Source organism: Bacillus amyloliquefaciens DSM 7 = ATCC 23350 (assembly GCF_000196735.1).
In the GTDB taxonomy this organism is placed as follows: Bacteria; Bacillota; Bacilli; order Bacillales; family Bacillaceae; genus Bacillus; species Bacillus amyloliquefaciens.
In genome coordinates, this window is record NC_014551.1 from 3,394,953 (window position 1) to 3,421,795 (window position 26,843).

The following is a 26,843-nucleotide window of genomic DNA, read 5'->3' on the forward strand; positions in this document are numbered from 1 at the left end:
AATTCCGAATCCTTTAGTTCGCTAATATGATAATATGTTAGCAGATAAAAGAACGGATTGCAACGCCCAATGTCCTCCTATTCTTTCCCATAATCATGACTAAATCATGAATAAATCTGTAAACATATCGGAACAATCCAATCAGGTTGAACAGAAATGCTATAATACATTAAATAGCTTCATCAGAAACAAGGGAGAGTAATCATGAAGACGCTTGGAACATTATGTGTGCTGATTCTGACAGCCGTCCTTGTCTATCTGGGGTACAACATCTATACAAACGATATCCATTTGAATTTTTTCAATCAGCAGTCTGACGAGCCTGATGAGAAAACACCATTAAAAGGGAGCGCATCACCACTGAATGTCGTTCTGTACAGACAGATGGATTCACCCAGACTGTACAATGGCTGTGAGGTAACAAGCCTTGCTATGATTTTGAATAATGCCGGATATCATGTATCAAAAAATACATTGGCGGATCAAATCAATACGGTTCCGCTCACATACAGCAGCGGGCTGAAAGGAGATCCGAACGAAGGATTCGCCGGAGACATGGAGAACGGCCCGGGTTTAGGCGTTTATCATGAGCCGATTGATAAACTTGCCAAAAAGTACGCGGGAAACAAAGTATATGACCTTACGGGAAAAGACATTTCTTCAGTGTACCGGCAGCTTGAAAAAGGACGGCCGGTCTGGGTGATTATCACCACTTCCTTCAAACCGGTTGATAATATGCAGACTTGGAATACGCCGAACGGAAAAGTCGACATTACGTACAGCATGCACAGCGTAGCCGTCACCGGTTATGATCACGATTATGTATACGTCAATGACCCTTATGGCTATAAAAACAGAAAAACTGACCGGACTGAATTCGAAAAAGCCTGGAAGCAGATGGGCAGCCAGGCCATTGTGATCAAGTCCTAAAAAAACCCCGCTGACGTTAATCAGCGGGGTTTCCCATTCGTTTTTTCATTTCTTCGTCCGTATAAATCAGCTTCATCGGGTTTCCTCCGACAAACGCCCCGGCCGGGACATCTTTGTGTACAAGCGTGCCGGCCGATACGACGGCTCCGTTCCCGATGGTAACGCCGGGCAGAATCGTTGTGTTTGCCCCGATCATCACCTCGTCACCGATTGTGACAAAACCGGTCCGGTACTCATGTATTAAATATTCATGAGCCAAAATCGTCGTATTGTAGCCAATGATGCTGTTTTTTCCGACAGTGATTTTTTCGGGAAACATGATATCCGGCATTACCATCAGCGCGAATGACGTCTGTTTTCCGACCTTCATTTTCAAAAAGGTGCGGTACAGCCAGTTCTTCACGCTTAGAAACGGCGTATACCTTGCGATCTGAATGATGATGAAATTTTTCATCACCTTCAGAAAGGGAACCGTCTGATAAACATGCCACAATGAATTTGCACCTGAAACCGGATGGCGGTCTGTTTTTCTCACTGATTACTTCACTCCGGTGATGTGCAATAAATCACTCATTTTCTCAAGCATATAATCGGGTTCATAAGCGGAAAGCGCCTGTGCGCCCTTAATCGTCCACGCGACGCCGGCTGTTTTCGTGCCGGCGTTTTTCCCCGCCATGACATCGTGATAATTGTCACCGACCATCATGGCTTCCGACGGATCGCACCCCAGCCGGCTGAGCGCAAGCCTCACAGGCTCGGGGTCAGGCTTCGGGTGCTTTACATCATCAAGCGTGACGACAGTATCGAAAAACGCCCCGATGCCTGTCAGCTTCAATCCCATATTGACTGTATCCCTCAGCTTTGTGGTGACAATACCGAGCTGATAGCCCGCTTTTTTCAATTCATCAAGCGTTTCATAAACCGTTTCGTACTCCGTGACGAGCTCATCGTGCTTTTCATGGTTGAATGCTCTGTACATGCTGATCATGTCATCGCACTTTTCGGCATTAATGCCTGAAAACGTTTCGTACAGAGGCGGGCCGATAAACGGAAGCACATCTTCCCGTTTATACTGCCCCGGGCAATAATGATCAAGCGTATGAAGATAAGAAGCGATAATCAGTTCATTCGTGTCAACCAGCGTGCCGTCGAGATCGAATAAAATGGCGGTTAAACGTTTATCAGTCATCTTATGTCCTTTCCGATTTCAGACGTCAGTCTGTATCCGCATACCGCTTTTCGGCATACCCTTTCACACGTCTGAAAATCATTAAAATAATCGCAAGAACAATCAGCACAATGGAAATAACCTGCGCGATCCGAAGCTGGCTCGTGAGCATCAGGCTGTCCGTCCGCATTCCCTCAATAAAGTATCTGCCGATCGAATACCAGATAATATACGTCAAAAACAGATCGCCCCTGCGCAGGTTCACGCGGCGGAGCAGAAGCAGAATCACGACTCCCGCAAAGCTCCACAGCGATTCATACAGAAAAGTCGGGTGATAATATTGTCCGTCTATGTACATCTGATTAATGATGAAATCCGGGAGGTGCAGACTTTCCAAAAATGAACGGCTGACCGCTTCGCCGTGAGCCTCCTGGTTGATAAAGTTCCCCCAGCGTCCGATGGCTTGGCCGAGCAAAATACTCGGTGCGGCAATATCCGCGAGCTTCCAGAATGAAATGCCTCTTACTTTTGAAAAGACGATGCCTGTTGCGATCGCGCCGATTAATCCGCCGTGAATGGCGATGCCGCCTTTCCAAATTTTAATGATTTCCCCGGGGTGTTCCGAGTAATAACTCCACTCGAAAAGCACATAGTATGCCCGCGCGCAAATGATTGCGATCGGAATGGCGAAAAGAACAAGATCAATAAAAATGTCCTTTTTCAGCCCCCGCTTTTCACTCTCCCTCATGGCCATCCAAAGCCCTAATAACGCACCCGCACCGATAATGATTCCGTACCAGTGCACGGATAAAGGCCCGAGCTGCAAGGCAATCGGATTGATTGGTGTACCTGCTTCGTTCATATCATTGCCAACTCCTATTCGTCTTGTTCGCCGTCCTCAATGACATCCGCCAGCTTATTCGTAAATTGCTCGGCGGCATTTAAGCCCATCCGCTTCAATCTGAAGTTCATCGCGGCAACTTCGATAATAACGGCGAGATTTCGCCCCGGGCGGACGGGAATGGTCAGTTTTGTAATTTCCGTATCAATGATTTTCATTTTTTCTTCTTCCAGCCCGAGACGGTCGTATTGTTTCCCTTGCTCCCAAAGCTCAAGGTCCATGACGATTGTGATTCTTTTGTTGCTTCTGACGGCGCCCGCTCCGAACAGCGTCATGACATTTATAATGCCGAGCCCCCTGATTTCGAGCAGATGCTCAATCAGATCAGGCGCATTCCCGACGAGCGTGTCCTGATCCTCCTGCCGGATTTCGACGCAGTCATCCGCGACGAGGCGATGGCCGCGTTTGACGAGCTCCAGCGCCGTTTCACTTTTACCGACGCCGCTTTTTCCCGTAATGAGCACACCGACGCCGTAAATATCCACGAGCACGCCGTGAATGGCGGTTGTCGGCGCGAGACGGCTCTCAAGAAAATTCGTCAGCCGGCTTGACAGTCTGGTTGTTTTCAGAGGCGATCTGAGCACCGGCACACCGTTTTTCTCGGACGCTTCTACAAGCTCCGGCGGAATCGGCATATCTCTGGAAAGTATGATAGCCGGCGTCACATCGGTGCACAGCGATTCCATCCGCTGTTTTTTATCTTCCTCAGGAAGCTGATCGAAAAATGACAGCTCCGTTTTTCCTAAAAGCTGCACCCGTTCTCTCGGGTAATATGTAAAATAACCGGCGATTTCAATACCGGGCCGTGATAAATCACTCATCGTAATCGGGCGGTTAATTCCTTCTTCTCCGCTGATCAATTCTAAATGGAACTGCTCCATTACGTCTTTGGTCCGAACCTTTGCCAAGATATGTTCCTCCTGTTCTGGGATGTTCCGAGCTTTGAACAGTTATATTTTATCACTTTACCGTCTGAACCAAAACAGATTTATACAATTCCGGGATAACTGGTCTAGATAACTAGTCTGAAAAGGAGTAAAATAAAACTAACAACTAACCAGAAAGGCGTGTTTTAAAGTGGCTGAAAGCTTGTTAATCAGCGGTGCGGACATCGTAACAGAAGATGAAATCATCCAAAACGGATTTCTCGGCATAAAAGACGGCATCATTTCTTACGCGGGTAAAACAAGACCGCAAGAAACGTATGAGAAGGAATGGAAGGCGCCCGAGGGCACGTATGCGCTTCCCGGAATGATTGATATCCATATTCACGGCGGATACGGCGCGGATACGATGGATGCCGATTTCGCGGCGCTTGATACAATGGCCGCCCGGCTGCCCGAAGAAGGAACAACCTCTTTTTTAGCGACAACAATTACACAGCAGCACGAAAATATTGAAAAAGCGCTCGAAAACGCCAAAGAATGGACGGCATCTTCACCTCAGGCGCATAAAGGCGCTGAGTTGATCGGGATTCATTTAGAAGGGCCTTTCGTCTCTCCGGAAAAGGCGGGAGCACAGCCGAAACAATGGATTACCCCGGCCGATACCGGGCTCTTTCAGAAATGGGAACATCTTTCTGGAGGGCTGATCAAAATTGTGACGCTTGCGCCGGAAGAAGATCCTGATTTCAGCCTGATCCGTTATTTAAAAGACCGGAACATCATCCCCTCAATGGGACATACAAACGCGGGAGCCGATCTTTTAGAAAAAGCGGCGGATGCCGGAGCGCTGCATATGACGCATCTCTTCAACGCCATGAGCTGCTTTCATCACCGTGAGCCGGGGGGCATCGGTACGGCTCTCGCCTGCGGCCGCATCACGGCGGAGCTGATCACTGACGGTATTCATTCCCATCCTTTAGCCGTAAAGCTTGCCTTTTTGGCGAAAGGAAGCCAAAACCTGGTGATGATTACAGACTCCATGCGGGCAAAAGGGCTGAAGGACGGAGAATACGAATTCGGCGGACAAAAAGTCACCGTTCGCGGGAACACGGCGCTTCTTCCTGACGGGACGCTGGCCGGTTCCATTTTAAAAATGAATGAAGGCGCAGCGCTCATGCGCAGGTTTACAAACTGTTCATGGCTGGATATAGCAAATATGACGTCGGCAAATGCAGCCCGCCGCCTCGGCATATTTGACCGCAAAGGAAGCATTGCGGAAGGAAAAGACGCCGACGTTATACTGACGGACGGACAGTGCGGCGTGCTGGCATCCATTTGCCGCGGAAACACCGCATATATTTCAAAGGAGGCTGATTGGTCATGAACATCATCACATGCAGACATTATGAAGAATTAAGTGAAAAAGCCGCAGCGATTATCGCTGAAACAGTCAAACAAAAGCCGGATGCCGTCCTGGGCCTTGCGACGGGAGGCACCCCCGAAGGCGTATACAAAGAACTTGTGCGGAGGCACCGCTCCGAAGGTTTGTCATTCCGGGATATCACGACGATCAATCTTGATGAATACGCCGGACTTTCTCCCGAGGACAAAAACAGCTATCATTATTATATGAATACACATTTTTTTGCACATATCGACAGCCGAAAGGACCGCCACTTTCTCCCTGACGGACGGGCAGACGATCTTGATGCTGAATGCGAACGCTATGACCGATTAATTCAAACACTCGGCGGAGCGGATATTCAGCTTTTAGGCATCGGACACAACGGCCATATCGGCTTTAATGAGCCCGGGACGCCATTTGAATCCAGAACCCATGTCGTTGAGCTGAATGAAGAGACAAGACAGGCGAATGCGCGGTACTTTCCGTCAATCGATCAAGTCCCTGAAAAAGCTGTGACAATGGGGATCGGGACTATCTTGTCCGGCAAACGCATTTTGATCATGGCATCCGGAAAAAGCAAGGCCCAAGCGGTGAAACAGCTTCTGGACGGACGCGTCAGTGAAGCATTCCCCGCCTCTGCCCTGCACGCACACCCGGATGTGACGGTCTTGATTGATGAAGAGGCTGCGGGCGGCGATTGAAAGGATTTGACCTATGCAGATTGATAAACAATCTCCGGTTCCGATTTATTTTCAGATTATGGAACAGTTGAAAACACAAATCAAAAACGGCGAGCTGAAAGCGGATGCGCTGCTTCCGTCGGAGCGGGAATACGCTGAACAATTCGGCATCAGCCGAATGACGGTGCGCCAGGCGCTTTCCAATTTGGTGAATGAAGGATTTTTATACAGGCAGAAAGGCCGGGGAACGTTCGTCAGCAAACTGAAGATGGAACAGCCGCTCCAAGGGCTGACAAGCTTTACGGAAGATATGAGGAGCCGAGGCATGAAGCCGGGGAGCAGACTTGCCGAATACCAGCTGATTCAGGCGACTGAAGAATTGTCTTCTATTTTAGGATGCGGCCATCAGGCAACGCTTCATAAAATCATCCGCGTCCGGCTGGCGAATGATATCCCGATGGCGATTGAAGCCTCGTACATCCCGTTTGACAAGGCAGGAAAACTGGACGCCTCCCATTTTCAGTCATCCATGTATGAGCATATCGAAGCGTACAATCAGATGCCGATCTCACGCGCCAAACAAGAGCTTGAACCGGGTGCCGCTTCCGAAGAAGAAGCGGAACTGCTCGGCATCCAGCCCGGCGCGCCCGTCCTCTATATAAAGCGGACCACTTATCTGCAGGACGGCACTGCCTTTGAGCACGTCAAATCCGCATACAGAGGCGACCGCTACACATTCGTGCATTATATGGACAGGGTGAAATGAAACATCTCCAACCGTTTCGGGTTGGAGATGTTTTTTTGATCTGCCATTTTCAAATCAATTCTCTATGACTCTGTCAAAACGGAGAGGCTGGGGTTCTGGTATCTATTTTTATAAAGAAAAGGGTAACAAAATGCTACCCTCTGTTTCGGACAAGATATGGAACCTGCTTTGAAATCAGCAGCAGCGGTTCTTTGTTTTTGTGAGCCAGTGAAAACATAATCCCGCCTTCAATCATCGAGTTGATTGTCATTCCAAGCTTCTCCGCTTCCTCTTGCTCAAATCCGTGCTGAAGAAATTTTTCCGCGAACACATCCGTCCACTGTTTAAACACCTCAACACATGTGCATCTTAACGTTTCATTTATCAGAGCTGTCTCACCCGCTAACAAACCAACCGGCACTCCCTCAATATTCTGCGGATCATTAAACTGTTCAGCCGTTACATGAATAAAGTGCTGAATGGCTTCGACAGGATCCGCGAATTGAGTCATACTATTCTGTATTTGCTTTTCAACGCACCTTCCCGTATGTTTGATCGCTGCAATGGCGAGTTCTTCTTTTCCGTTCGGAAAGTGATGATATACAGACCCTCTGGGCGCTCCGCTCTCTTTTATGATTTGATTCAAACCTGTCGCATGGTATCCCTGAATTTGAAAAAGGTATGCAGAGGCTTGAATAATTCTTTCTTTTGTCCCGGTTTTGCTGTTCATTATGTTTCCTCCTGCATATTAAGAAAACCAATCGGTTTTAAGTATAGAAAAGGGACATAAAAAAGTCAAAAACACTTATCACCGTTGTGCGCCGCCATTCGCGTTACAGAAAAAATCCTGCTGACCGTCAGATTTTGTTCTGAGCAATCAGCAGGCGGTATTCGCATTATGGGCTGGAAGCATGCTTAAAATCAAATTGATCCGGAGCCGGGTGATACGGCGTTTTTCCCGTTTTGAACATCCAGATCGGCGATATTGTTTTTCCGTTGTACGGATCCTTGACGACGGTGTACCAGTAATAAACGGAATCTGGCTGCAGGCCGTCCCAGACCCAATGCGCGGTTTTTCCGCTTTTCACGTGTTTTTTATGACCGAGCAGTTCATTCGTATAGACGTTGCATTCAAAATAATCGGTCGCTACCTTTTTCATTTTCGGCTGTAAATCCATTTCAGCCGAGAATTCATCTTTATCCGCGAACAGATCGGTGTCATAGTAATTGATGTCATCCGTATACGGCGAGTAGGAGAACATGTGAACCTGATTGGCGGCCTGATCGAATTGCATAATGCGCATATAGCCTTGCCCCCCTTCAGGGCCGTCCTGATAATCGGTCAGAATTTGATGAACGAGGCGGTCCGGTTTTCCGTCTCCGTCATCGTCAAGGGCATCGGTTTTTTTCATGGCATTATGGTAATGGCCGCTTAATACCATCGCCACATTGCGATTCGGCTTGACGACTTTTTGATAGATCGTCTCCCCGATCGGGCTTCGGTTTCCGCTTACAAGCAAATACTCATGAAAGCATAATATGGCGGTTCGGTCCGGATACCGCTTTAGCACTTGATTGATCCAGTCAATCTCTTGATCCGTAATGCCCCAGCCCATATAAATCATAATAAAATCGTTCCCGCTTGCCGACAGCAGATCATAATGCCCGCGGTTATTTTTGTATGACCCGCCATAATGCATTTTCTTTTCAAAACGGCGGCTCCCGAAGAAATCCCCGAAGGTTCGGTATGTGCCGTCTTTATGGCCGACGTCATGATTTCCGGCAAGCACTCCGTACGGAATCCCCGCCTTGTCGAGTGTCCGCATGGAGTGATCGGCGTTTTTCCACTGTTTCATAACCATCGAATCATCGACAATATCACCGGTATGAAAGACATATTTAATATTGTGCTTTTCCTTATTTTCTTTGATCCACTCCGTCATTTTGTCAAAAATGTTCGGGTGACCTTGTGCGTAATACTGTGTATCCGACATCCAGACAAATGAGTAATTGCCTTTCGCCGGTATTTGATCCTGCACGATGACATTCATTTTTGAGTTCTTCACCGCATCGGCTGCGGACACGGCGGCTTTTAACGTAAACGGCTTTTTATTTTTGGCAAGGACGCTGTCCGCCTCCTGCCAGCGGCTTGTCCGGTAATTCCAAATATACATGGTTACCTTCCGGCCGGGCAGAGAGCTTCCTTTCCAGACCGCCTCGGCCAGATCCGTTTCGTCAATAGACGGGTCAACGGACACTTCAAACCGGTGATAAGGGAAACGCTCCATGTTTTCCGTCGAGACGGTTTTTCCGTCATTTGCCGAGATGCGGTTCATTTCCGGCAGTGTAAACGGCATTTCATTTTCTTTCATGCCTCTCGGCGGTTCTGTCAATGAGGCGTGCTGATACACTTTCACGCTGCCCGGATTCCGCGCGGTATAACGGAAGCCCCGGTAAAATGATAAATTCATTTCATCCTTCGTCGGATCTTTTACCCGGACGGACAGCTTCGCTTTATGGGCGCCGGTTTTTTGGCCGGTAAACTCCGGCTGATTCGGCTCCTCCCGTTTGATGTGGAAGGTGCGGACGGATGTTGTTTCATTTCCCGCAAGGTCTGCCGCAGTGATGGTAAGGGTGTGCTTTCCGGGCTTAAGATCGGCTGATGACGTATGATGCGGGAGCGTGATGCTTTCTCCGTCCAAAAACGCTTTCACTTCTTCTACTTTGCTCCATTTATCACGGATGTCCGCTTTCAGCTCAAAGTTACCTTTCAGTGTCGCGCCTTCTTTGATTCCCGGAACAATCTTCGGCCCCGTATTGTCCACCAGCACAGACTGACTGAGCTGCTCTTCACCGTCGCTCACAAAAATGTGGTGATGCCCTTCAGAAAGCTTCACCGTATTCCATGGCAGAAGCCGCGACGTAAACAAATGATCCGGCAGGCTGAATGAGAAGGTCATGCGCTGATTCGCCCGCTTGCCGTCACCGATAAACAGCTGCTCAGCCGGATCCCGCTCCCCGTTTTTGATCACCGTTCCGTCTGAAAGCACCAGGCGGGCATTTTTCACGATAAAATCATCCCGATTCTCCCCTGTGTCATACGGAGAAACCTTGGAGCCCGAACGGATGGAGACTTTCTGTGTTTTGCCCCCTTTTTGCAGCAGACGTTCCGGCAGCAGCACCGAGTACGTTCTGTAGCGGTGTGCCGGATCGTCAAAAATGTGCAGCACCTCGTTTTCCATCATGACGGTGTTTTGGAAATAAAGATTCGTTTTCCGGGCATCGAAAGCGAAGTAAACTTCTTTTTCCAGCGCAGGCCGGGTCTCCTGCAGCTTGCCGTCAATCCACAGCTTGATCTTATCAGCGCTGACGTCGGATGTCGCTTTGAGGAGATAGGTGCCGGATATCGTATCTTCGGGTTCAATGTTCATCCTGAGTCCGTGTGATTTGCTCGTCTGTTTAATGTCAATCATCTTGACGGGCGTTTTTGCTTCATTTTCTCCGTCACCGGCTGCGATGTAATACTCAAGCTGATCCTGGCCGAGCAGTTCCGGGGAATAAAGAATGTGACGATATAACCTGTCGTTGCGGTCTTTTTCAGCCAGAATTCGTTTAAATGGTTTTTTCTCATTGGTTCTGTAATAAAACGCGGCTGTTTTGACAAGGTTTTTGTCCCGTATGTCAGCCTTTAATTCGATGCTTTCAGCGGGCCGGACCGGCTTTCTGTCTGTAAGGTCTTCAATGACCGGTTTTTCCTTGTCCGGTTTGATCACCCTTTTCTGCTGCGGAATCTGCGCCTGAAAAACGAATCCCGGTGACGGCTTATGTTCGCTCGTGGAAATCTTCAGCAATTCTCCCGTTCCGTTCAGCGGATATTTATAAAGCAAAGAAGTCAGCCGGCGGAACGCGTGTTTTCGATAGTGCGCTGAGGCGATGGTTTTTCCGGTATTTGCCGACAGCACCACCGTCCTCGGCCGGTCGTTGGACATTCCGTCCGTCCCCTCGATGACGGCGAGATGTTTTCCCTCCTTCAGCTGTGTTCCGTAGTAGCGGTTGAAATCATCTATCGTCAGTTCTGATGCGGCGCGTCTCAGCCAAAACACATAAGCGCCGCCTGACGGAATGACCGTATCTTCTTTCGGCCTCCATATCATATCTGACTCCGGCCCTTCCTTCGGATAGCGGTAGCGGATGTGATAATCCTTAAAATGGATGGGTCTGTCCGTCGTGTTATACACCTCGATAAATTCATAGGCATCCGCGCCGTCTTCATTTTTCGTATCAACGGCAAGTTCCGTAATCATCAGCTCGGGAATATGATTCAAATCGGCTTGATAGCCGTCAAGCTTCAGCCGCTTTTTCTCCGATTCCGCCCTCTGTCTGCCATTGGTGAAAACGAGGTAATATTCCAATTCTCCATTCCAGATATCCCGTTTTGAAACCTGTGCCGTAAACAGCTGGATTGAACCTGGAGCGGGCTCCATCGGCACCATCTTAAATCCCAGCTCATTACTTTGTTTATAAAAAAGAAACGCCGAAAATGCTTGATAGTCGGCATTCTTTACATGAGCCTGTATGAACAGGTTTCTTTTCATTTCCGCCTTTACTTCTATTTGGGGAGGATTCTCCAGAAGCGGTATGTAATGAGGCGGCTGTCCGAATTCCTGCTGATTCACGGGGATTGCCGATTCTTTGCGCGCCGCATCCGCAGAAGGACTCACACAAAGCAAACCAATCAGAAAAAAGAGCGTCATCACAAGTTTCATCTCATTACCTCCCTATGCATTATGTTGCGTCAGGAGGCGGCCGCTTATGTACCGCACATAAAAAAGCTGCCCCCCTTGGGGACAGCTTCTTTTTTTATCTTTTTCTAAGCGGCTCCAATATGCCTTTTTGAATCAGCAAGTGGAAAACGGACAGCACGACGGATGCCCAAATGGCGGTGCCGAACCCGTCAATCTGAAAGCTGTCTCCCATCAAGGCAGCGGTCATCATCAGCGTGATGGCGTTGATGACAAACAGAAAGAGGCCGAGGGTTACAACCGTGACGGGCAATGTCAATATAATGATGATCGGCTTGATCAGCACATTTAACACAGAAAGAATCACACTTGCGATGACAGCCGCGCCGATACTGCTGATATGAACGGAATCAAAATATCCCGCAATAACGATTAATAATAAAGCATTTACTAAAATGCTGACTGCCCATTTGATCATTTATTTCAAATCTCCTTCTAAAGGTACAACAAAACACCAGATAATATATACAATCGGCACGATTCCGCTCGTGACAAGCGCTAATACAACGGTTATGATGCGCAAAAGCGATGCATCCATATTGATGTACTCCGCCAACCCGCCGACGACACCGGCGATTTTACGGTTTTTTTCTGAACGGTAAAGTCTTTTCATCCAAATCACCTCTGAGTATGCTTGAGCTTAATGGCCCCTGTTAACGATTCTGAGAAAATCGAGAGATGCTGATCATGGCCTTGATTTGATGCCAGCATCAGTTCTTTTTGAATGGTATCATTCTTTTCCTTTAAAATCTCCGCATCAATCAGCTCATGGCTGAGAGAGCCGAGATTGCTTTTCAGCTCCGCTTTCACCGCCGCGTCATCAGGCAGGGCGATTTCCACGTTTCCGGTAGTCGTTTTCGTGTAGATGGAGCGGCAATGCGGCGCAGTCACGGTAAGCATGATATTGCCGTTAAAACTTTGGACGTCAATGGATTCACTCGATCCGCGCAAATCAATCAAGCCGTTAATCGTTTCCGCTTCAATCGTGCCGCATTGGTGTCCGGCCAGCTTGATTTGTCCGTTAGCCGTTTCCGCCGACGCTTTCTCAGCCGTCAAATGAGAGAATGACAGAACGCCGTTTGTCGTTTTCGCTGAGAATTCTTTTACATGTAAATGTTCCCCTCTGATCGGTCCGTTAAACAGCTTCACTCTTATCTTATCGTACTCTTTCTGAGGAACATAAAGCGTCACATTGGTTTTCATCGTTTTCTTTTCTGTGCGGACAAAAAACTTATTGCCCTTCACTTCACATTCAATGTGCTGAAGAAATGCGGTGCGTGCCGCCTCCTGACTGTCCGCCCGGTACACTTTCGCCTGGCATTCGGCTCTGATATCTTCATCCGCCCAAGGCACGATATTGACGCTGCCGTTTGCGATCTGCATATCAATGGCCGAGAACTCACTGTCTTTAAATTGAAAAATATGCTGGACTTCGTGTGCATGGCCGAAATTCAGATCGAGATCCGCTTCCTTCACTTTTTTGACGGCCGAATCAATCCAATCGAACAGCTTAGCCCCGATCGAGGGTTTTTGGCTTCCTTTTGTCCCGCTTTCGAAATCTTCCGCGGGTTCCTGGACCTCTGTTGATAATGCGGTGATCTGTTCTTCTTTTTCTTTATATTCGTGATCAAGTTTTTCAATGAGCGTCAGAGCTTCCTGCGCCGTCAGCCTGCCTTCTTCCACAAGCTTTAAAATCCGTTCTTTTTCCTGCTTCATACAAAACTCCTCCCCCGACTTTTCTTACACCTGGCGTAATACCTTAATTCCCTGCACGATATTCCAAATGACCATTGCGATGAGGATCAGAAAATAAACAGCAGCTCCTGTTATCATAACAAAAAACGGAACCATACTCTCCCCCTGAGCCGTAATCACTCCGCCGACAACGCCGGCGATCACAATCAACAATCCCGCAAACGGAATGATGTGAGAAATCAGGGCGCGCATGGCATGCCGCTTCGTCTCTTTTTCATCAACGACAAAGTAAGCCACAATCGGAAGAATGAGCGGCGCGAGAAACACGCTGAAATAACAGATTGATGCGATAATCGCTTGGTTTCGATTCAATAAAAACACTCCCTGTGCTGTCATGTAAAAAACCATTCCTTATACATACGTATGACGAATGGGCGGGTTTCATTTTCATGCTAAGGACATGCTTCGTTATACATAATTTTGGATTTCCGGGATCTCACTATAGAATCTTTTCCCCGAACCCATTACAATATGTAACAAAGCCTGACCGTATGCAAGGAGGACATACAATGGAGAAAGATCCCGGAAACGACCAAGTGACGGAAGAAAGTCTGCGAAAATTAATTCGCGAACAGAAAAGAATGAACAGTGAAATGCTGGCTGAATTGGAACAGATCAAGGCAGCCCCACTTCCCATTTCCCATGATATTCAATATATAAAAGTGCTGCTGGACAGCAGCAGCACCCATATTCTGCAGGACTTGATGCATTTAAGCAAACAGCTTCCCCGACAGAAAAAAAGCCTGTAACAAAACAGCCCAAAACCGATACGTTTTGGGCTGTTTTTATTGATCTATTACGTGGCTGCCGTTTCTTTTTCGGCCAGCAATGTTTTCATCCGTTTTTTATCACGTTCCATTACCGGTTTCAGATAGCGGCCCGTATATGATTCCTTCACTTCAACAACTTCTTCAGGTGTCCCGGAGGCTACGATCGTGCCGCCGCCCGCGCCGCCTTCAGGTCCCAGATCTACGATGTAGTCCGCCGTTTTTATGATATCGAGATTGTGTTCAATGACCAAAACGGTATCCCCGTTATCAACGAGTCTTTGAAGCACGACCAAAAGCCGTGCGATATCATCGACGTGGAGGCCTGTCGTCGGTTCGTCCAAAATATACAGCGTCCGTCCGGTGGAGCGCTTATGCAGTTCGGAAGCAAGCTTCACGCGCTGCGCTTCTCCGCCTGACAGCGTCGTCGCCGGCTGGCCGAGCGTCACATACCCGAGTCCGACATCGGCAAGCGTTTGAAGCTTGCGTTTGATTTTCGGGATATTTTCAAAGAAAGACAGAGCATCTTCCACCGTCATATCCAGAACGTCAGAAATGCTTTTTCCTTTGTATGTGACCTCAAGCGTCTCCCGGTTGTAACGTTTGCCGTGGCACACTTCGCACGGGACGTACACGTCGGGAAGAAAGTGCATCTCAATTTTGATGATGCCGTCGCCGCGGCAGGCTTCACAGCGCCCGCCTTTTACATTAAAGCTGAATCGGCCTTTTTTGTAGCCGCGCACCTTCGCTTCATTTGTCTGCGCGAACACATCGCGGATATCATCAAATACGCCTGTGTAAGTTGCCGGATTTGATCTCGGTGTCCGGCCGATCGGCGCCTGATCGATGTCGATCACCTTATCAAGATGATCGAGGCCTTTGATCTCTTTATGGCTTCCCGGTTTCGCTTTGGCTTTATGAAGTTTTTGCGCAAGCGCCTTATGCAGAATTTCGTTCACAAGCGTGCTTTTTCCGGAACCGGACACACCTGTCACCGCCGTAAAAGTGCCGAGCGGGAATTTGGCGTTCGCTTTTTTCAGGTTGTTTTCTGAAGCGCCTTTAATTTCAATGAATCGGCCGTCAGGCTTTCTTCTCTCCGGAGGCATCGGGATGAATTGAGCCCCTGATAAATAACGTCCGGTCAGAGAGTCCGCATCATTCATCACCTCTTCAGGCGTGCCCGCGGATATGACACGGCCGCCGTGAATGCCGGCGCCGGGGCCGATGTCTATCAAATAATCGGCAGCCATCATCGTATCTTCATCATGCTCAACGACGATCAGTGTATTCCCGAGATCTCTCATGTTTTTCAGCGCGCTGATCAGACGGTCATTGTCACGCTGGTGAAGGCCGATGGACGGCTCATCCAAAATGTACAGGACGCCTGACAAACGGGAGCCGATCTGCGTCGCAAGCCTGATACGCTGGGCTTCTCCGCCTGACAGCGTCCCTGCCGCCCGGCTAAGCGTCAGATAATCTAGACCGACTTTATCTAAGAAACTGAGCCGCTCCACAATTTCTCTTAAAATTAAATCGGCAATCTGCATATCTTTCTCAGACAGCGTCAGGTTTTTGAAAAATTCCAGCGCATCGCCGACGGAAAGCTCGGTAATGGTTCCGATGTGGCGTCCGTTGACCAAAACGGCCAGCGCTTCTTTCTTCAGCCGGTAGCCTTTGCACGTCGGGCACGGCTTCTGTGACATGTACTGCTCCATCTGTTCACGGATATAATCGGAGCTTGTCTCTTTATACCGTCTCTCAATATTGCGCAGCACACCTTCAAACTCAATTTCATTTTCCCGCACTTGCCCGAAATCATTCTCGTATTTAAAGTAGATCCGTTCATTGCCGCTGCCATAAAGCACTTTATCAAGCTGATGATTCGGCAGGTCTTTGACCGGAGTCTCCATATCAATGCCGTAATGAGTGCAGACCGCCTGAAGCAGCTGCGGATAATATTGTGAACTGATCGGCGTCCACGGCGCGATGGCGTGTTCCTTTAATGACAGTTCAGGATTTGGAATGACGAGTTCAGGGTCCACTTCCAGCTTCAAGCCAAGACCGTCGCAAGTCGGACAGGCGCCGAACGGGCTGTTAAACGAAAACAGCCGGGGCTCAAGCTCACCGATTGAAAAACCGCACATCGGACAGGCGTGATGCTCGCTGAACATCAGCTCTTCCTGGCCGATGACATCAATCATGACTCGGCCTTCTCCTAAGCGGAGCGCGGTTTCCAGTGAGTCGGAAAGCCGGGCGGCAACACCTTCCTTGACGACAATCCGGTCAATGACTACTTCAATGGAATGCTTTTTATTTTTTTCAAGTTCGATCTCGTCGGAAAGCTCGGCCATTTCTCCGTCAATCCGGACTCTTACGTAACCTTGCTTTCTGATTTGGTCAAGCACTTTGACATGGGCGCCTTTTCTGCCGGAGATAATCGGCGCAAGCACTTGAAGCTTCGTCCGCTCCGGATATTCAAGAATCCGGTCAACCATCTGTTCAATCGTTTGAGACGTAATTTCGATCCCGTGCTCCGGGCAGTGCGGCTTCCCGACTCTCGCGTATAACAGCCGCAGATAATCATAAATCTCCGTTACCGTTCCGACGGTTGACCGCGGATTGCGGCTTGTCGTTTTCTGGTCAATGCTGATGGCCGGAGAAAGCCCTTCAATCGCATCAACGTCCGGCTTATCCATCTGCCCTAAAAATTGGCGCGCATAGGCGGAAAGCGATTCAACATACCGCCTCTGTCCTTCCGCGTAAATGGTGTCAAAAGCAAGGGATGATTTCCCCGATCCGGACAGACCCGTCACGACGACGAGCTGATCCCGCGGAATCGTTACATCAATGTTTTTTAAATTATGCGCCCTTGCCCCTTTCACCTCAATCCGGTCAATTGCCATGTGTTCATCATCCTTCCGCTTTTAGCTCTAACAGTAAATCACGAAGCTCTGCCGCCCGTTCGAAATCAAGCGCTCTGGCCGCTTCTTTCATTTCGTGCTCCATTTGCTCAACGACTTTCTGGCGTTCTTTCTTCGTCATCTTCGCCAGCTTAGGAGCGGCTTTTGTTTTATATTCTTCTTTATCCTCAGCGGCCTGCGTCGCGCGGATCACATCGCGGATTTCCTTATTGATCGTTTGCGGCGTAATGCCGTGGATTTCGTTAAAGCGCTCCTGCTGTTCCCGCCGGCGCTTCGTTTCATTAATCGCAATTTCCATCGAATGCGTGATTTTATCGGCATACATGATGACGCGTCCCTCTGCGTTCCGGGCCGCCCGTCCGATCGTCTGAATCAGCGACCGCTCGGAACGAAGGAAGCCTTCTTTATCCGCATCCAGAATGGCGACAAGTGACACTTCCGGAATATCAAGCCCTTCCCTCAGCAGGTTGATGCCGATTAACACATCATGTTTCCCGAGGCGGAGGTCACGGATGATTTCAATCCGTTCAAGCGTCTTAATCTCTGAATGAAGATAATTGACCTTGATACCGATTTCCTTCAGATAATCGGTCAGGTCCTCTGACATTTTTTTTGTTAAAGTCGTCACGAGCACGCGTTCATTACGTTCAATCCTCGCCTGAATCTCACCGATCAGATCATCAATCTGCCCTTCGATCGGACGGACATCAATGAGAGGATCGAGAAGTCCCGTCGGCCTGATGATCTGCTCGATCATTTCCGGCGTATGCTCAATTTCATACGGTCCCGGGGTAGCAGAGACGTACACGATATTGTGCATGTGCTTTTCAAATTCCTCGAATCGAAGCGGACGGTTGTCAAGCGCTGACGGCAGGCGGAACCCGTGATCGACAAGCACCTGTTTTCTTGCCTGGTCACCGTTGAACATGCCGCGCACCTGCGGAATCGTCACGTGTGATTCATCAACGACAATCATAAAATCATCCGGAAAATAATCAAGCAGCGTATACGGCGTGGAGCCCGGAGGACGGAGCGTCAAGTGTCTTGAATAGTTCTCGATCCCCGAGCAGAAACCCATTTCCCGCATCATTTCAAGATCATATCTCGTACGCTGCTCAAGGCGCTGGGCTTCCAGAAGCTTGCCGTTTTCGCGCATGACTTTTAAGCGCTCCTCAAGCTCCTGTTCAATATTCAGAATCGCTTTTTCCATCTTTTCCGCCCGTGTGACGAAGTGGGAAGCCGGGAAAATCGCGACATGATCGCGGTCGCCGAGAATTTCTCCGGTCAAAGCGTCAACCTCTCTGATCCGCTCAATTTCATCACCGAAAAATTCCACTCTGATACAATGTTCGTCACGGGAAGCCGGGAAGATTTCCACAACGTCTCCGCGCACGCGGAACGTCCCCCGCTGAAAGTCGATATCATTGCGGGCATACTGGATATCCACAAGCTTTCTCAGCAGCTCATTTCGCTCAATCTCCATTTCCGGTCTGAGCGACACGACCATTTCCCGGTATTCTTCAGGCGAACCGAGACCGTATATGCATGATACACTCGCGATAATAATGACATCTCTCCGTTCAAACAGAGAGGATGTGGCGGAGTGTCTCAGTTTATCAATTTCATCGTTAATGCTTGCGTCTTTCTCTATAAATGTATCCGTCTGAGGCACATACGCCTCCGGCTGATAGTAATCGTAGTAGCTGACAAAGTATTCGACAGCGTTGTTCGGAAAAAACTCCTTAAACTCGCTGTACAGCTGTCCGGCAAGGGTTTTGTTATGGGCAATGACCAGTGTCGGCTTGTTGACTTCTTTAATCAAATTGGACACGGTAAAGGTTTTGCCCGTCCCTGTCGCGCCCAGGAGAGTCTGGTGTTTTCTGCCTTCCTGTATGCCTTTGACAAGCTTCTCAATCGCTTGCGGCTGATCTCCCTGGGGCTGATATTTCGAGACTAACTCAAAACGATCTTTCACAAAAAAGCCTCCGTTTCTTTACGAAATCTTCCTATTGATATAGTAACACAATGACGGGCAAAATCACTAAAAATACGAACTAAAGTTCGATGGTTTATTTTTACCAAGTAAATTTTTGTATAAAAAACCTGCTTTTATGGCGTAAAAGCAGGCATTCTATTTCATATTCACCATGTCAGGCATTGTCTTTCTTTTTGTCTGCTTCTTTTTTAGCCATGTACAGCCCGCCGGCTACCAGAGAGACGACATCCAATCCAACGATAAAATACGTTTCGGTGTAGCCTTTTAAATAGGATGCGAAAAGCAGCGCGGCTGTGAGAGCGATCGCCACATAGTGGTTAAAAGTGACCCTCGTAAAAAGGACGACCAGCATAAAAGGGAAACATAATGCAAAAACGGCTTTTGTAATCACAAAAACCCTCCTCGGGAATTCTTCATCTCATCTGATTATAGTAAAAAATGAAGAATCGGACAATCGTTCCCCTGCTATCACAATACCCTTTTTCACCATTCTTCAATCATCTGTCAGAAAAAATGTAAAAGTAAATCCATTGAACCGTTAACAAAATGAATCAAATTGCCTTTCTTCAGCCGAAAGGCGGAGAACGATTAGGTCTTTGTGTCTTTGACAGTTTCTTCCTCCCTCTTTACAATGTAATGATAGTGTTCACTATCATTTTCTTGGATGAAGAAAAAAGGGGGCATCACTCATGTATTCAGTACGATTTCAAAAAGCGGAAGAATCAAGCCGCTCAGCGGGAGCAAAAGGAATGAACCTGATTAAACTGACGAAAAACGGCCTGCCCGTTCCCGACGGTTTTGTCATTCAGACGAACGCTCTGACACGTTTTATAGAAGACAACCGGCTTCAAGCAGCAGACGCACATATGGAGCGCGCCATTATGAACGGCACGTTTTCAAAAGAGCTCCGAGATGAGCTGGCCGCGTCATTTTATGAATTGAGAGAATCATACGCCTCTGTCGCCGTACGTTCCTCATCCGTGTCCGAAGATCTTGAAGGCGCTTCTTTCGCGGGCCAGTACGAAACCTATTTAAATATCAAAACAGAAGAAGAGTTTCTAGGAAAAGTGAAAGAATGCTGGGCTTCCTTCTTCTCGGCGCGGGTCAGCGGCTATAAAGAGAAAATGAACAACGATACCGCAGAGCCGTTAATGGGTGTTGTCGTGCAAGGGCTGATCAATTCTGAGGTTTCGGGGGTCATTTTCAGCCGCAACCCGGTCACACACGATGACGGAGAACTGATGATCAGCGCGAGCTACGGCCTCGGAGAAGCAATCGTTTCCGGCAGCGTGACGCCCGACACATTTATCGTCAATAAAGGCACATTTCAGATTGACAAAGAAATCGGCTTAAAAGAAATATATATCGTTTCTCAAGAGGAAGGCGTGACGGAAAAAGAGACGTCCGCTGACATGAGAAACCGCTTCTGCCTTGATGATGAGAATATCAAAGAGCTTGCCATGCTGACGATCAAGACAGAAGAACTGTACGGTTATCCCGTGGATCTTGAATTCGGATTTGCCGAAAATAAGCTGTATCTGCTTCAGGCCAGACCGATTACAACGATCGTGCAGGATCAGAAAGCGGCGGACGAAGAACGGGAATTTATCATGACGCCCCGGGATCAGAAAGATTTTTGGCTTAATATGGAGTCCAATATAGAAGGCCCCGTGAGCCCGTTATTCGCCTCGCTCATTGTGCCGGCTTTAGAATACGGCCTCAAAGAGAGCACAAAGACATTCCCAGTAATGGGCATCGAAATCGAGCGTGTCAAGCTTCATCAAGGCCGTGTTTTTTCCAGACAGCATAAGACGGACGACAAGCTGCCCGCAGAACAGTTAGAAGCGCTATTTCCCATCTTGGCTGACCGCATGTACGATATTATTCAGGAAACCTTTCTGCCTTTTTATCAAAAGCTGGACGAACTGGCGCATACAAACCATACACGGGAGACTGCCCTCGATGCGTTCCGAAACCTGCAAGACTTCTATTTGAAAGGATACGAAGAACATTTCAACATTGTCTTTCCGCAGGTTGCGTTAAACATGATGCTGGAATCGATGTACGGACAGATTGAGAAAGAAAACACCTCCCTCTTGTACGAAATGCTGGCGGGTGTCATGAATAAATCATTAGAAACAGACAGACAGCTTTGGCTGCTTTCCGGACAAGTAAAAGACAGTCCTGAGCTGCGGCGTGTTTTTACGGTTTCTCCTGCCGATGAGCTTCATCAGACGCTTCTGCAATCAAATGAAGGAAAGCGCTTTCTTGAACAAGTCGGTGAATTTTTACAGGAATACGGCTGGAGATCCGTGAAAAGCCACGACCTGCTCGAAGAAACATGGGCGGAAAATCCTTATTTCGCTTTGGCTAACATTCAGAACTATGTCCGGAACGGCTACGATTTTGACAGTGAGTTTCATAAAACGATAGAAAAACGAAAACAGCTTTACGCCGCCTTCATGGAGAAAATCGAAGATGACGGCTTCCGGGAGAAGTTTGACCGCTATTATCAGTGGACGCTGTCTTCCTCCGTCATCAAAGATGATCACCATTTTTATATTGATGCGATGCTGGACGCCAAAGCGCGCCTTTGCCTCTTGAAAATCGGCGAGCTGCTTGAAAAACAAGGCGTGATCGATGACCGGGAGGATATGTGGTACTTATACAGCGATGAAGTCGAGAAAGCGCTGGCGTCGCCTGTTCCGATGCAGGAAAAAGCGGCTGAACGTAAACAGCTGTTCCAGCAATATCAGCTTCTTGAAGCGCCCGCTTATCTCGGCACTCCGACTCCAGAACAGCTGCAAGCGGCTGAGCAGATTACCGGTTCCATCACAGAAGATGAAAAAAACACTGAACATCATATATACGGACTTGCGGCTTCAAGCGGAATCGCAAGCGGCCCTGTGAAAGTCATTCGTGACGCAAGTGAATTTTCCCTTTTTTCATCAGGAGATGTGCTTGTCTGCAAAATGACGACACCGCTTTGGACCAGTCTGTTTCAAGACGCAAAAGCCGTCATTACGGACACGGGCGGCATCCTGTCACACGCGGCCATCATAGCTAGAGAATACGGGCTTCCCGCCGTTCTCGGCACTCGCGCCGCGACTGACAGGCTCAACGACGGAGATATCGTCTCGGTAGACGGCACAAACGGCAAGATTACGATTGTCAAACGCGCTTCATGCTAGGTTTCCCTCTTTATTGACGGGCAGGGCGGGTGTATACTTGTCCTGCCAGTATTTTCGCGAGGTGAAACATGTTGAGAACGACGAACAAGAGAATTCTTGACGCTGCGATGAATCTTATTATCCAAAAAGGATACCGCGCCGCGACAACAAAGGAAATCGCAGAAAAAGCGAATGTAAGCGAAGCAACGATTTTCCGTAATTTTAAAAACAAACAAGGACTAATGAAAGCAATGATTGAGCAGCAGGCGCCCGCACCGGAAAACATGATCGCCAAGGCGGAAGGCGACCTGTATGAAGATCTTCTTCATTTCGCCACGGCCCTTTTGCAGCAATTGGAACAAAAAAAAGAGGTGTTCCGTATTTGCCTGCGCGAACCGGAACTATTCGAAGACGTCCTGCAGGATATCATCGTATATCCGCAATCTGTGAAAAAGGATTTAATCGTTTACTTTAAGGAGCTGACCAAGAAAAACATCATAAGCCCCGGCAGTGAAGAAGCAAATGCAGACGTCTTTATGACAATGGTCTTCGGTTATTTTATGCACCGTCTGCAGCTGGGGAAAAGGGTCATTACTCTTTCTGAGGAAACGATGCTGAAACACAGCACTGAGATTTTTATCAAAGGAATCGTCAGCCGGTAATTTTTCCGGCTCCTAGGAGGATGAAGGATGGGTTCAAAGAAAGAATGGGCGCTGATCGTTTCGCTTTTGCTGGGAGCCATACTCGTTCCCATCAATTCTACGATGATCGCAGTCGCCCTTTCATCCATTTCCCGCTCATTCAGCGAATCAATTGCCAGCATCACATGGGTAGTGACGGTGTATTTAATCGTGATGGCCGTGACACAGCCCATTGCCGGCAAGCTCGGTGATATGTACGGGAACAAAAAAATGTATTTATGGGGCGTCGGCCTTTTTCTTATCGCATCATTGGGGTGCGCCCTCTCGCCAAGTCTTTTCTTATTGATTTTCTTCCGGGCGCTTCAGGCCGCCGGCGGCGCTTTGCTTACGCCAAACAGCATCGCCATCATCCGCCATGTCGTGTCTGAAAAACGGCTTCCGAAAGTATTCGGTTTTTTCGGCCTCGGTGCCGGACTGGGCGCGGCTCTCGGCCCGTTTATCGGCTCTCTTCTAATCGAGAGCTTCAGCTGGCATTCTATCTTTTGGGTCAACATTCCGTTTCTTGCGATCGCACTCGGGACGGCATTGATGATGTTTCCTAAATATAAAGAAGAAACTTCTGACGCGCCGCTTGATATCATCGGATCTGTTTTGCTTGCCGGAAGCATTGTATCTATTATTCTTCTGACGAAAAACGAAAGCTCTATGGGCTATTGGGTATACGCGCTGCTCATTCTTGTATTTGTTCCGTTATTTTTCAGGCGGGAGCTGCGCACGAAACATCCGATTATTGATTTTGACCTGTTTAAAAGCTCGACATTTACAAGCGCCAATTTGTCGGTTCTGTTAAGCAATCTAATGATGTACGCCGTGCTATTGATTATGCCGCTCTTTATGACCGGCCACTTCAGCATGAATACGTCGCACAGCGGCATGGCGCTGTCCGTCTTTTCGATTTTTATGTCCGCCAGCAACTGGGGCGGGGCTCAGCTGCATCATAAATGGGGCGCGCGAAGAATGATTTTTCTGTCCTTCATGCTGATGGCCGGAGCCAATCTCTTATTTCTGCTTTTGGTTTATTCCCATTCCGTCCCGTTCCTTATGGCATCGCTTATTGTCGGCGGCATCGCATCCGGTGCGGGGCTGACGAGCATGCAGGTGTCTTCTCTTGCGACGGTAGAACCGGGCATGTCAGGCATCGCGTCCGGGATTTTTTCCACCTTCCGTTATTTCGGAAGCATTATTTCTTCAGCACTGATCGGGTTAATCTCCGGATTTCATATTCTGTTTATCATATTGATCGGCGTTTCTGTGATCGGCATGTTCGTATCACTTGGAATTAAGTCCGGGGAAACCGTTCATACGAAAAAAAGCCATTCGGCGTAAACGAAAAAGGTTCCGTAAGCATCTGCTTTCCGGAACCTTTTCTAGTTTTTCTTCTTCATTTTCTCTTTCAAAGTGTCACCGCACTCCCCCGATGCATAGAGTATCGCAACGCCGTTTGCTCTATGAGAATCTTTTCGTTAAAAGAGAAAAGGGGAATGTAAATGGCTAAGAGTTCAGACCAAGTTAGGCCGCTGGCGCCGTCTCTTACAGTCAGCGCCGTTCAAAACAGCACAGAAGGAACAGCGTCAGATCTCGTTCTTACCTATTCGCCGAATTCCGTGCTTTCGTTAGGCGGAGTCGTATTCCGGCTGCCTGAAGGGTTTACCGCAACGACGAATGACACCATCAACAACAATAATTTAACTTCTTCACAAATATCAGAAGGCGGCAGAAAAGTCACGTTGCCATTGACGCTCGATCTTCTCGGACTTGCCCAGTTCACGCTTGTGCTGACAAACAAAACACTCCCGGCGGCAGGCACGTATACCTTTTCCGCAGAAAATACGGTGCTGATCATCGGTTCTCTGCTGCCGGCCTCCGCTGATCTCACTGTGAATCCGGCAGCTTTTGCTTATGTGACCAACTATTTGAGCAACCATGTCGGCGCTATCAACAGAATCACCGGCACGGTTTCCAGTGTCATTCCGGTTGAGGCTGCGCCGCTTGGCATCACAATAAGCCCGACGGCAGATTTTTGTACGTGTGTAATTCGGGAGAAAACAGCGTATCCGTTATCTCAACCGAGACAAGCAGCGAGGTCAAGAGAATTCCGACAGGCGCGTCTCCTTATAAAATCGCAGCTTCGCCAAACGGAAACTTTATATACGTCACCAACCAGCAAAGCAGCAATGTTTATGTGATTAACACACAAACCAATACCGTCATCTCAGTCATTCCCGTCGGCCTTCTGCCGACAGGCATCGCCGTATCGCCGAACGGACAGCTTGTATATGTGCTGAATACCAATACCAACACCGTTTCCATCATCCGCACGGCAGACAATACAGTGACGGCAACCATTATTCTGCCGTACAGTTCTCCTTCCGATCTCGTCTTTTCGCCGGACGGAAGCAAGGCTTATATTACAAACCTTAACAGCAACAATCTCTCCATTATTGATACCGGCACAAACACCATCATTGCTACCGTCAACACGGAGCTGAATCCGCTCGGTGTCACGATAACGCCTGACGGAGCGAAAGTGTATATTTTAAATTCAAGCAGCGGCACCGTATCTGTGCTCAATACAGCTGCAAACACGATCACAGCGATTATTCCTGTCGGTCAGTATCCGTACGGCGCCAAACCGGATACTGACGGAACACGTATCTTCGTCACGAACTTTTTCAGCAATCTGATTTCCGTCATTGACACGGCGTCCGATACCGTCGTCGGCACCATTACCTCAGAATTGTATCCGGCTGACATTGTAATCCGGCCGTAAAAAAAGCCCGGCCGCCGTGTTTCTAACGGCACCGGGCTTTTTTTATAATGCTGTCATTTCTTCTTGCTCATGTTCATCCTGCACGAATAAAATACCTAATTCATGATGTTCGCCTTCATAGGACGCGCGCTGATCAAACCGGATCTCACCGTTCAGGCCGATGATCTCCATTTTTACAAATGCGCGATTTTTTTGAAGTGCTTCATAAAAATCCGATACATGCTTCACGGGTATGCCGTTTACTTTCGTAATAATCTCACCGATCTTCAGATTAAGATCTTCCGCGGGCGTATTCGGAATGATACCGAGCACCATTAAGCCCTGATCCCGCTTAGAGAAATAAAACGGAGCCGCATTATCGTTCAACCGCTGTCTCAATGATAAAAACAAGCGTCCGAGCACCGCGATACAAACGGCAGCACCGGCAAGCGGAGTCCACCAAAGGGCCGCTGCCCCGAACGCGGTAACGATCATTCCGAGATACATGACACGTTTCGCCGTTATCCTTATGCTGACCTCCGGAAGGGATCCCTGCACACGCTGTCCGAAGCCCGCGATATAAGGAATCCAGATCAAATGGAAAGAGCCGCCCGGCACGGTAAAGACAGGCCACCAAGAAAGGTGTGTTTCAAGCCCGCTGCCCGGCACCAATAAGAAAAGCGGAAGCAGCCATGCGCGATTCGCCAATTGACGGCCGATGGGCAGGCCTCTGCTGCTGACGACAAGCGCCGGAGATGTTTTTTCATGCGCTGAACGGTAAGCAGCCGCTCCCTCTGTGATGATCAAAAGGCCCATGAACACGGCCGCCGATGCCCAATTCACGCCGAATGCCTGCGGAAACCGATCCGCAAACGGCAATGTGTGGGTATATTGAAGGACAAACACAATGAACATACCGGCGCTGACAATATAAGCTGATGACAGCCAATTCATACGGAACGTCAGCGAAGCCAAAGCCGTCACGGCCGCAATGATGCCGAGAAGACCGAATGGAATCGAAATTCCCAGTCCAAAAAATAATATGGAGAGAAGAATCCCCGGTATAAGCCCTTTTATGTATGTAAAGATAAGCTCGTCATACATATCTGCGATTTTTGTATGAAACGTATGGCGTTCACGTTTAATCCGCAAATATCCGCATGCGAGACTTATGATGATAAAAAACCAAAACATCGGGTGCAAAAAAAACAGACCGATACTTTTCAGAAGTTCAATTCCCCATTGAACAGACACTGCTTTCACCGCCTC

At 48.4% G+C, this 26,843-nt stretch carries 23 protein-coding genes and 1 pseudogene; 10 read left to right on the forward strand and 14 right to left on the reverse strand.

Annotation, left to right across the window (positions count from 1 at the left end; translation table 11 throughout):
• Positions 1-204: 204 nt before the first annotated feature.
• Positions 205-930: a C39 family peptidase gene (locus tag BAMF_RS37525; protein ID WP_013353742.1), complete on the forward strand. Its 726-nt coding sequence runs from the start codon at positions 205-207 to the stop codon at positions 928-930.
• A 16-nt stretch (positions 931-946) separates the two neighbouring features.
• On the opposite strand, the gene BAMF_RS37530 is transcribed toward BAMF_RS37525, so the two are convergent.
• From BAMF_RS37530 to hprK, 4 genes are read right to left on the reverse strand one after another with little or no spacing between them, the layout of a single operon-like run.
• On the reverse strand, positions 947-1,465 hold the full coding sequence (locus BAMF_RS37530; protein ID WP_013353743.1) for an acyltransferase: 519 nt from the start codon (positions 1,463-1,465) through the stop codon (positions 947-949).
• Positions 1,466-1,468: 3 nt separating this feature from the next.
• On the reverse strand, positions 1,469-2,119 hold the full coding sequence (ppaX, locus tag BAMF_RS37535; protein ID WP_013353744.1) for a pyrophosphatase PpaX: 651 nt from the start codon (positions 2,117-2,119) through the stop codon (positions 1,469-1,471).
• Positions 2,120-2,144: 25 nt separating this feature from the next.
• Positions 2,145-2,960: a prolipoprotein diacylglyceryl transferase gene (gene lgt, locus BAMF_RS37540; protein ID WP_013353745.1), complete on the reverse strand. Its 816-nt coding sequence runs from the start codon at positions 2,958-2,960 to the stop codon at positions 2,145-2,147.
• 14 nt (positions 2,961-2,974) lie between these two features.
• Positions 2,975-3,907, reverse strand: a complete 933-nt coding sequence (gene hprK / locus BAMF_RS37545; protein WP_013353746.1) for an HPr(Ser) kinase/phosphatase — start codon at positions 3,905-3,907, stop codon at positions 2,975-2,977.
• Between the two features lie 169 nt (positions 3,908-4,076).
• Here hprK and nagA point away from each other — a divergent pair, with 169 nt between their 5' ends.
• From nagA to BAMF_RS37560, 3 genes are read left to right on the forward strand one after another with little or no spacing between them, the layout of a single operon-like run.
• Positions 4,077-5,267 (forward strand): N-acetylglucosamine-6-phosphate deacetylase, encoded by a 1,191-nt coding sequence (nagA, locus tag BAMF_RS37550; protein ID WP_013353747.1) that lies wholly within the window; start codon positions 4,077-4,079, stop codon positions 5,265-5,267.
• The gene (nagB, locus tag BAMF_RS37555) at positions 5,264-5,989 is read left to right on the forward strand and encodes a glucosamine-6-phosphate deaminase (protein WP_013353748.1); all 726 of its coding nucleotides are present in this window, start codon (positions 5,264-5,266) and stop codon (positions 5,987-5,989) included. The genes nagA and nagB overlap by 4 nt, the downstream gene beginning before the upstream one ends.
• Before the next feature lie 13 nt (positions 5,990-6,002).
• Positions 6,003-6,734, forward strand: a complete 732-nt coding sequence (locus BAMF_RS37560) for a GntR family transcriptional regulator (RefSeq protein WP_013353749.1) — start codon at positions 6,003-6,005, stop codon at positions 6,732-6,734.
• 133 nt (positions 6,735-6,867) lie between these two features.
• Here BAMF_RS37560 and BAMF_RS37565 read toward each other — a convergent pair whose 3' ends face one another.
• The 6 genes from BAMF_RS37565 to BAMF_RS37590 form a co-directional block, all read right to left on the reverse strand.
• A complete protein-coding gene (locus BAMF_RS37565) occupies positions 6,868-7,443 on the reverse strand; it encodes a TetR/AcrR family transcriptional regulator (RefSeq protein WP_013353750.1) in 576 nt (191 codons plus the stop codon).
• Between the two features lie 166 nt (positions 7,444-7,609).
• Positions 7,610-11,479, reverse strand: a complete 3,870-nt coding sequence (locus BAMF_RS37570; protein ID WP_013353751.1) for a metallophosphoesterase — start codon at positions 11,477-11,479, stop codon at positions 7,610-7,612.
• 94 nt (positions 11,480-11,573) lie between these two features.
• Positions 11,574-11,933 carry a phage holin family protein gene (locus BAMF_RS37575; protein ID WP_013353752.1) on the reverse strand — a complete coding sequence of 120 codons (360 nt, stop codon included), beginning with the start codon at positions 11,931-11,933 and terminating at the stop codon, positions 11,574-11,576.
• Positions 11,934-12,128: a PspC domain-containing protein gene (locus BAMF_RS37580; protein WP_003151448.1), complete on the reverse strand. Its 195-nt coding sequence runs from the start codon at positions 12,126-12,128 to the stop codon at positions 11,934-11,936. It lies immediately after the preceding gene.
• A 5-nt stretch (positions 12,129-12,133) separates the two neighbouring features.
• Positions 12,134-13,231, reverse strand: a complete 1,098-nt coding sequence (locus BAMF_RS37585; protein ID WP_013353753.1) for a DUF4097 family beta strand repeat-containing protein — start codon at positions 13,229-13,231, stop codon at positions 12,134-12,136.
• A 24-nt stretch (positions 13,232-13,255) separates the two neighbouring features.
• Positions 13,256-13,582 (reverse strand): hypothetical protein, encoded by a 327-nt coding sequence (locus BAMF_RS37590; protein WP_025649342.1) that lies wholly within the window; start codon positions 13,580-13,582, stop codon positions 13,256-13,258.
• 197 nt (positions 13,583-13,779) lie between these two features.
• Between BAMF_RS37590 and BAMF_RS37595 the strand changes: the two genes are divergently transcribed.
• Positions 13,780-14,019, forward strand: coding sequence for a hypothetical protein (locus BAMF_RS37595; RefSeq protein WP_014471080.1), 240 nt, complete (start codon positions 13,780-13,782; stop codon positions 14,017-14,019).
• Positions 14,020-14,066: 47 nt separating this feature from the next.
• Here the strand turns inward: BAMF_RS37595 and uvrA are convergent, their stop codons facing one another.
• The 3 genes from uvrA to BAMF_RS37610 all read right to left on the reverse strand — a co-directional run bounded on the left by uvrA (position 14,067) and on the right by BAMF_RS37610 (position 19,345).
• A complete protein-coding gene (uvrA, locus tag BAMF_RS37600) occupies positions 14,067-16,940 on the reverse strand; it encodes an excinuclease ABC subunit UvrA (protein WP_013353756.1) in 2,874 nt (957 codons plus the stop codon).
• A gap of 7 nt (positions 16,941-16,947) precedes the next feature.
• On the reverse strand, positions 16,948-18,933 hold the full coding sequence (uvrB, locus tag BAMF_RS37605) for an excinuclease ABC subunit UvrB (RefSeq protein ID WP_013353757.1): 1,986 nt from the start codon (positions 18,931-18,933) through the stop codon (positions 16,948-16,950).
• A gap of 175 nt (positions 18,934-19,108) precedes the next feature.
• A complete protein-coding gene (locus tag BAMF_RS37610; protein WP_003151438.1) occupies positions 19,109-19,345 on the reverse strand; it encodes a CsbA family protein in 237 nt (78 codons plus the stop codon).
• Positions 19,346-19,643: 298 nt separating this feature from the next.
• Between BAMF_RS37610 and BAMF_RS37615 the strand changes: the two genes are divergently transcribed.
• From BAMF_RS37615 to BAMF_RS37635, 5 genes and pseudogenes are all read left to right on the forward strand, one after another.
• The gene (locus tag BAMF_RS37615; RefSeq protein WP_013353758.1) at positions 19,644-22,145 is read left to right on the forward strand and encodes a PEP/pyruvate-binding domain-containing protein; all 2,502 of its coding nucleotides are present in this window, start codon (positions 19,644-19,646) and stop codon (positions 22,143-22,145) included.
• Between the two features lie 71 nt (positions 22,146-22,216).
• A complete protein-coding gene (locus BAMF_RS37620) occupies positions 22,217-22,786 on the forward strand; it encodes a TetR/AcrR family transcriptional regulator (RefSeq protein WP_013353759.1) in 570 nt (189 codons plus the stop codon).
• A 27-nt stretch (positions 22,787-22,813) separates the two neighbouring features.
• The gene (locus BAMF_RS37625; RefSeq protein ID WP_013353760.1) at positions 22,814-24,151 is read left to right on the forward strand and encodes an MFS transporter; all 1,338 of its coding nucleotides are present in this window, start codon (positions 22,814-22,816) and stop codon (positions 24,149-24,151) included.
• A gap of 161 nt (positions 24,152-24,312) precedes the next feature.
• Positions 24,313-24,642 (forward strand): annotated as a pseudogene (locus BAMF_RS41935) (BslA/BslB family hydrophobin); the annotation flags it as partial.
• A gap of 209 nt (positions 24,643-24,851) precedes the next feature.
• On the forward strand, positions 24,852-25,595 hold the full coding sequence (locus BAMF_RS37635; protein WP_013353761.1) for a beta-propeller fold lactonase family protein: 744 nt from the start codon (positions 24,852-24,854) through the stop codon (positions 25,593-25,595).
• 42 nt (positions 25,596-25,637) lie between these two features.
• Here the strand turns inward: BAMF_RS37635 and BAMF_RS37640 are convergent, their stop codons facing one another.
• Positions 25,638-26,828 carry a S1C family serine protease gene (locus BAMF_RS37640; protein WP_013353762.1) on the reverse strand — a complete coding sequence of 397 codons (1,191 nt, stop codon included), beginning with the start codon at positions 26,826-26,828 and terminating at the stop codon, positions 25,638-25,640.
• Positions 26,829-26,843: the final 15 nt, after the last annotated feature.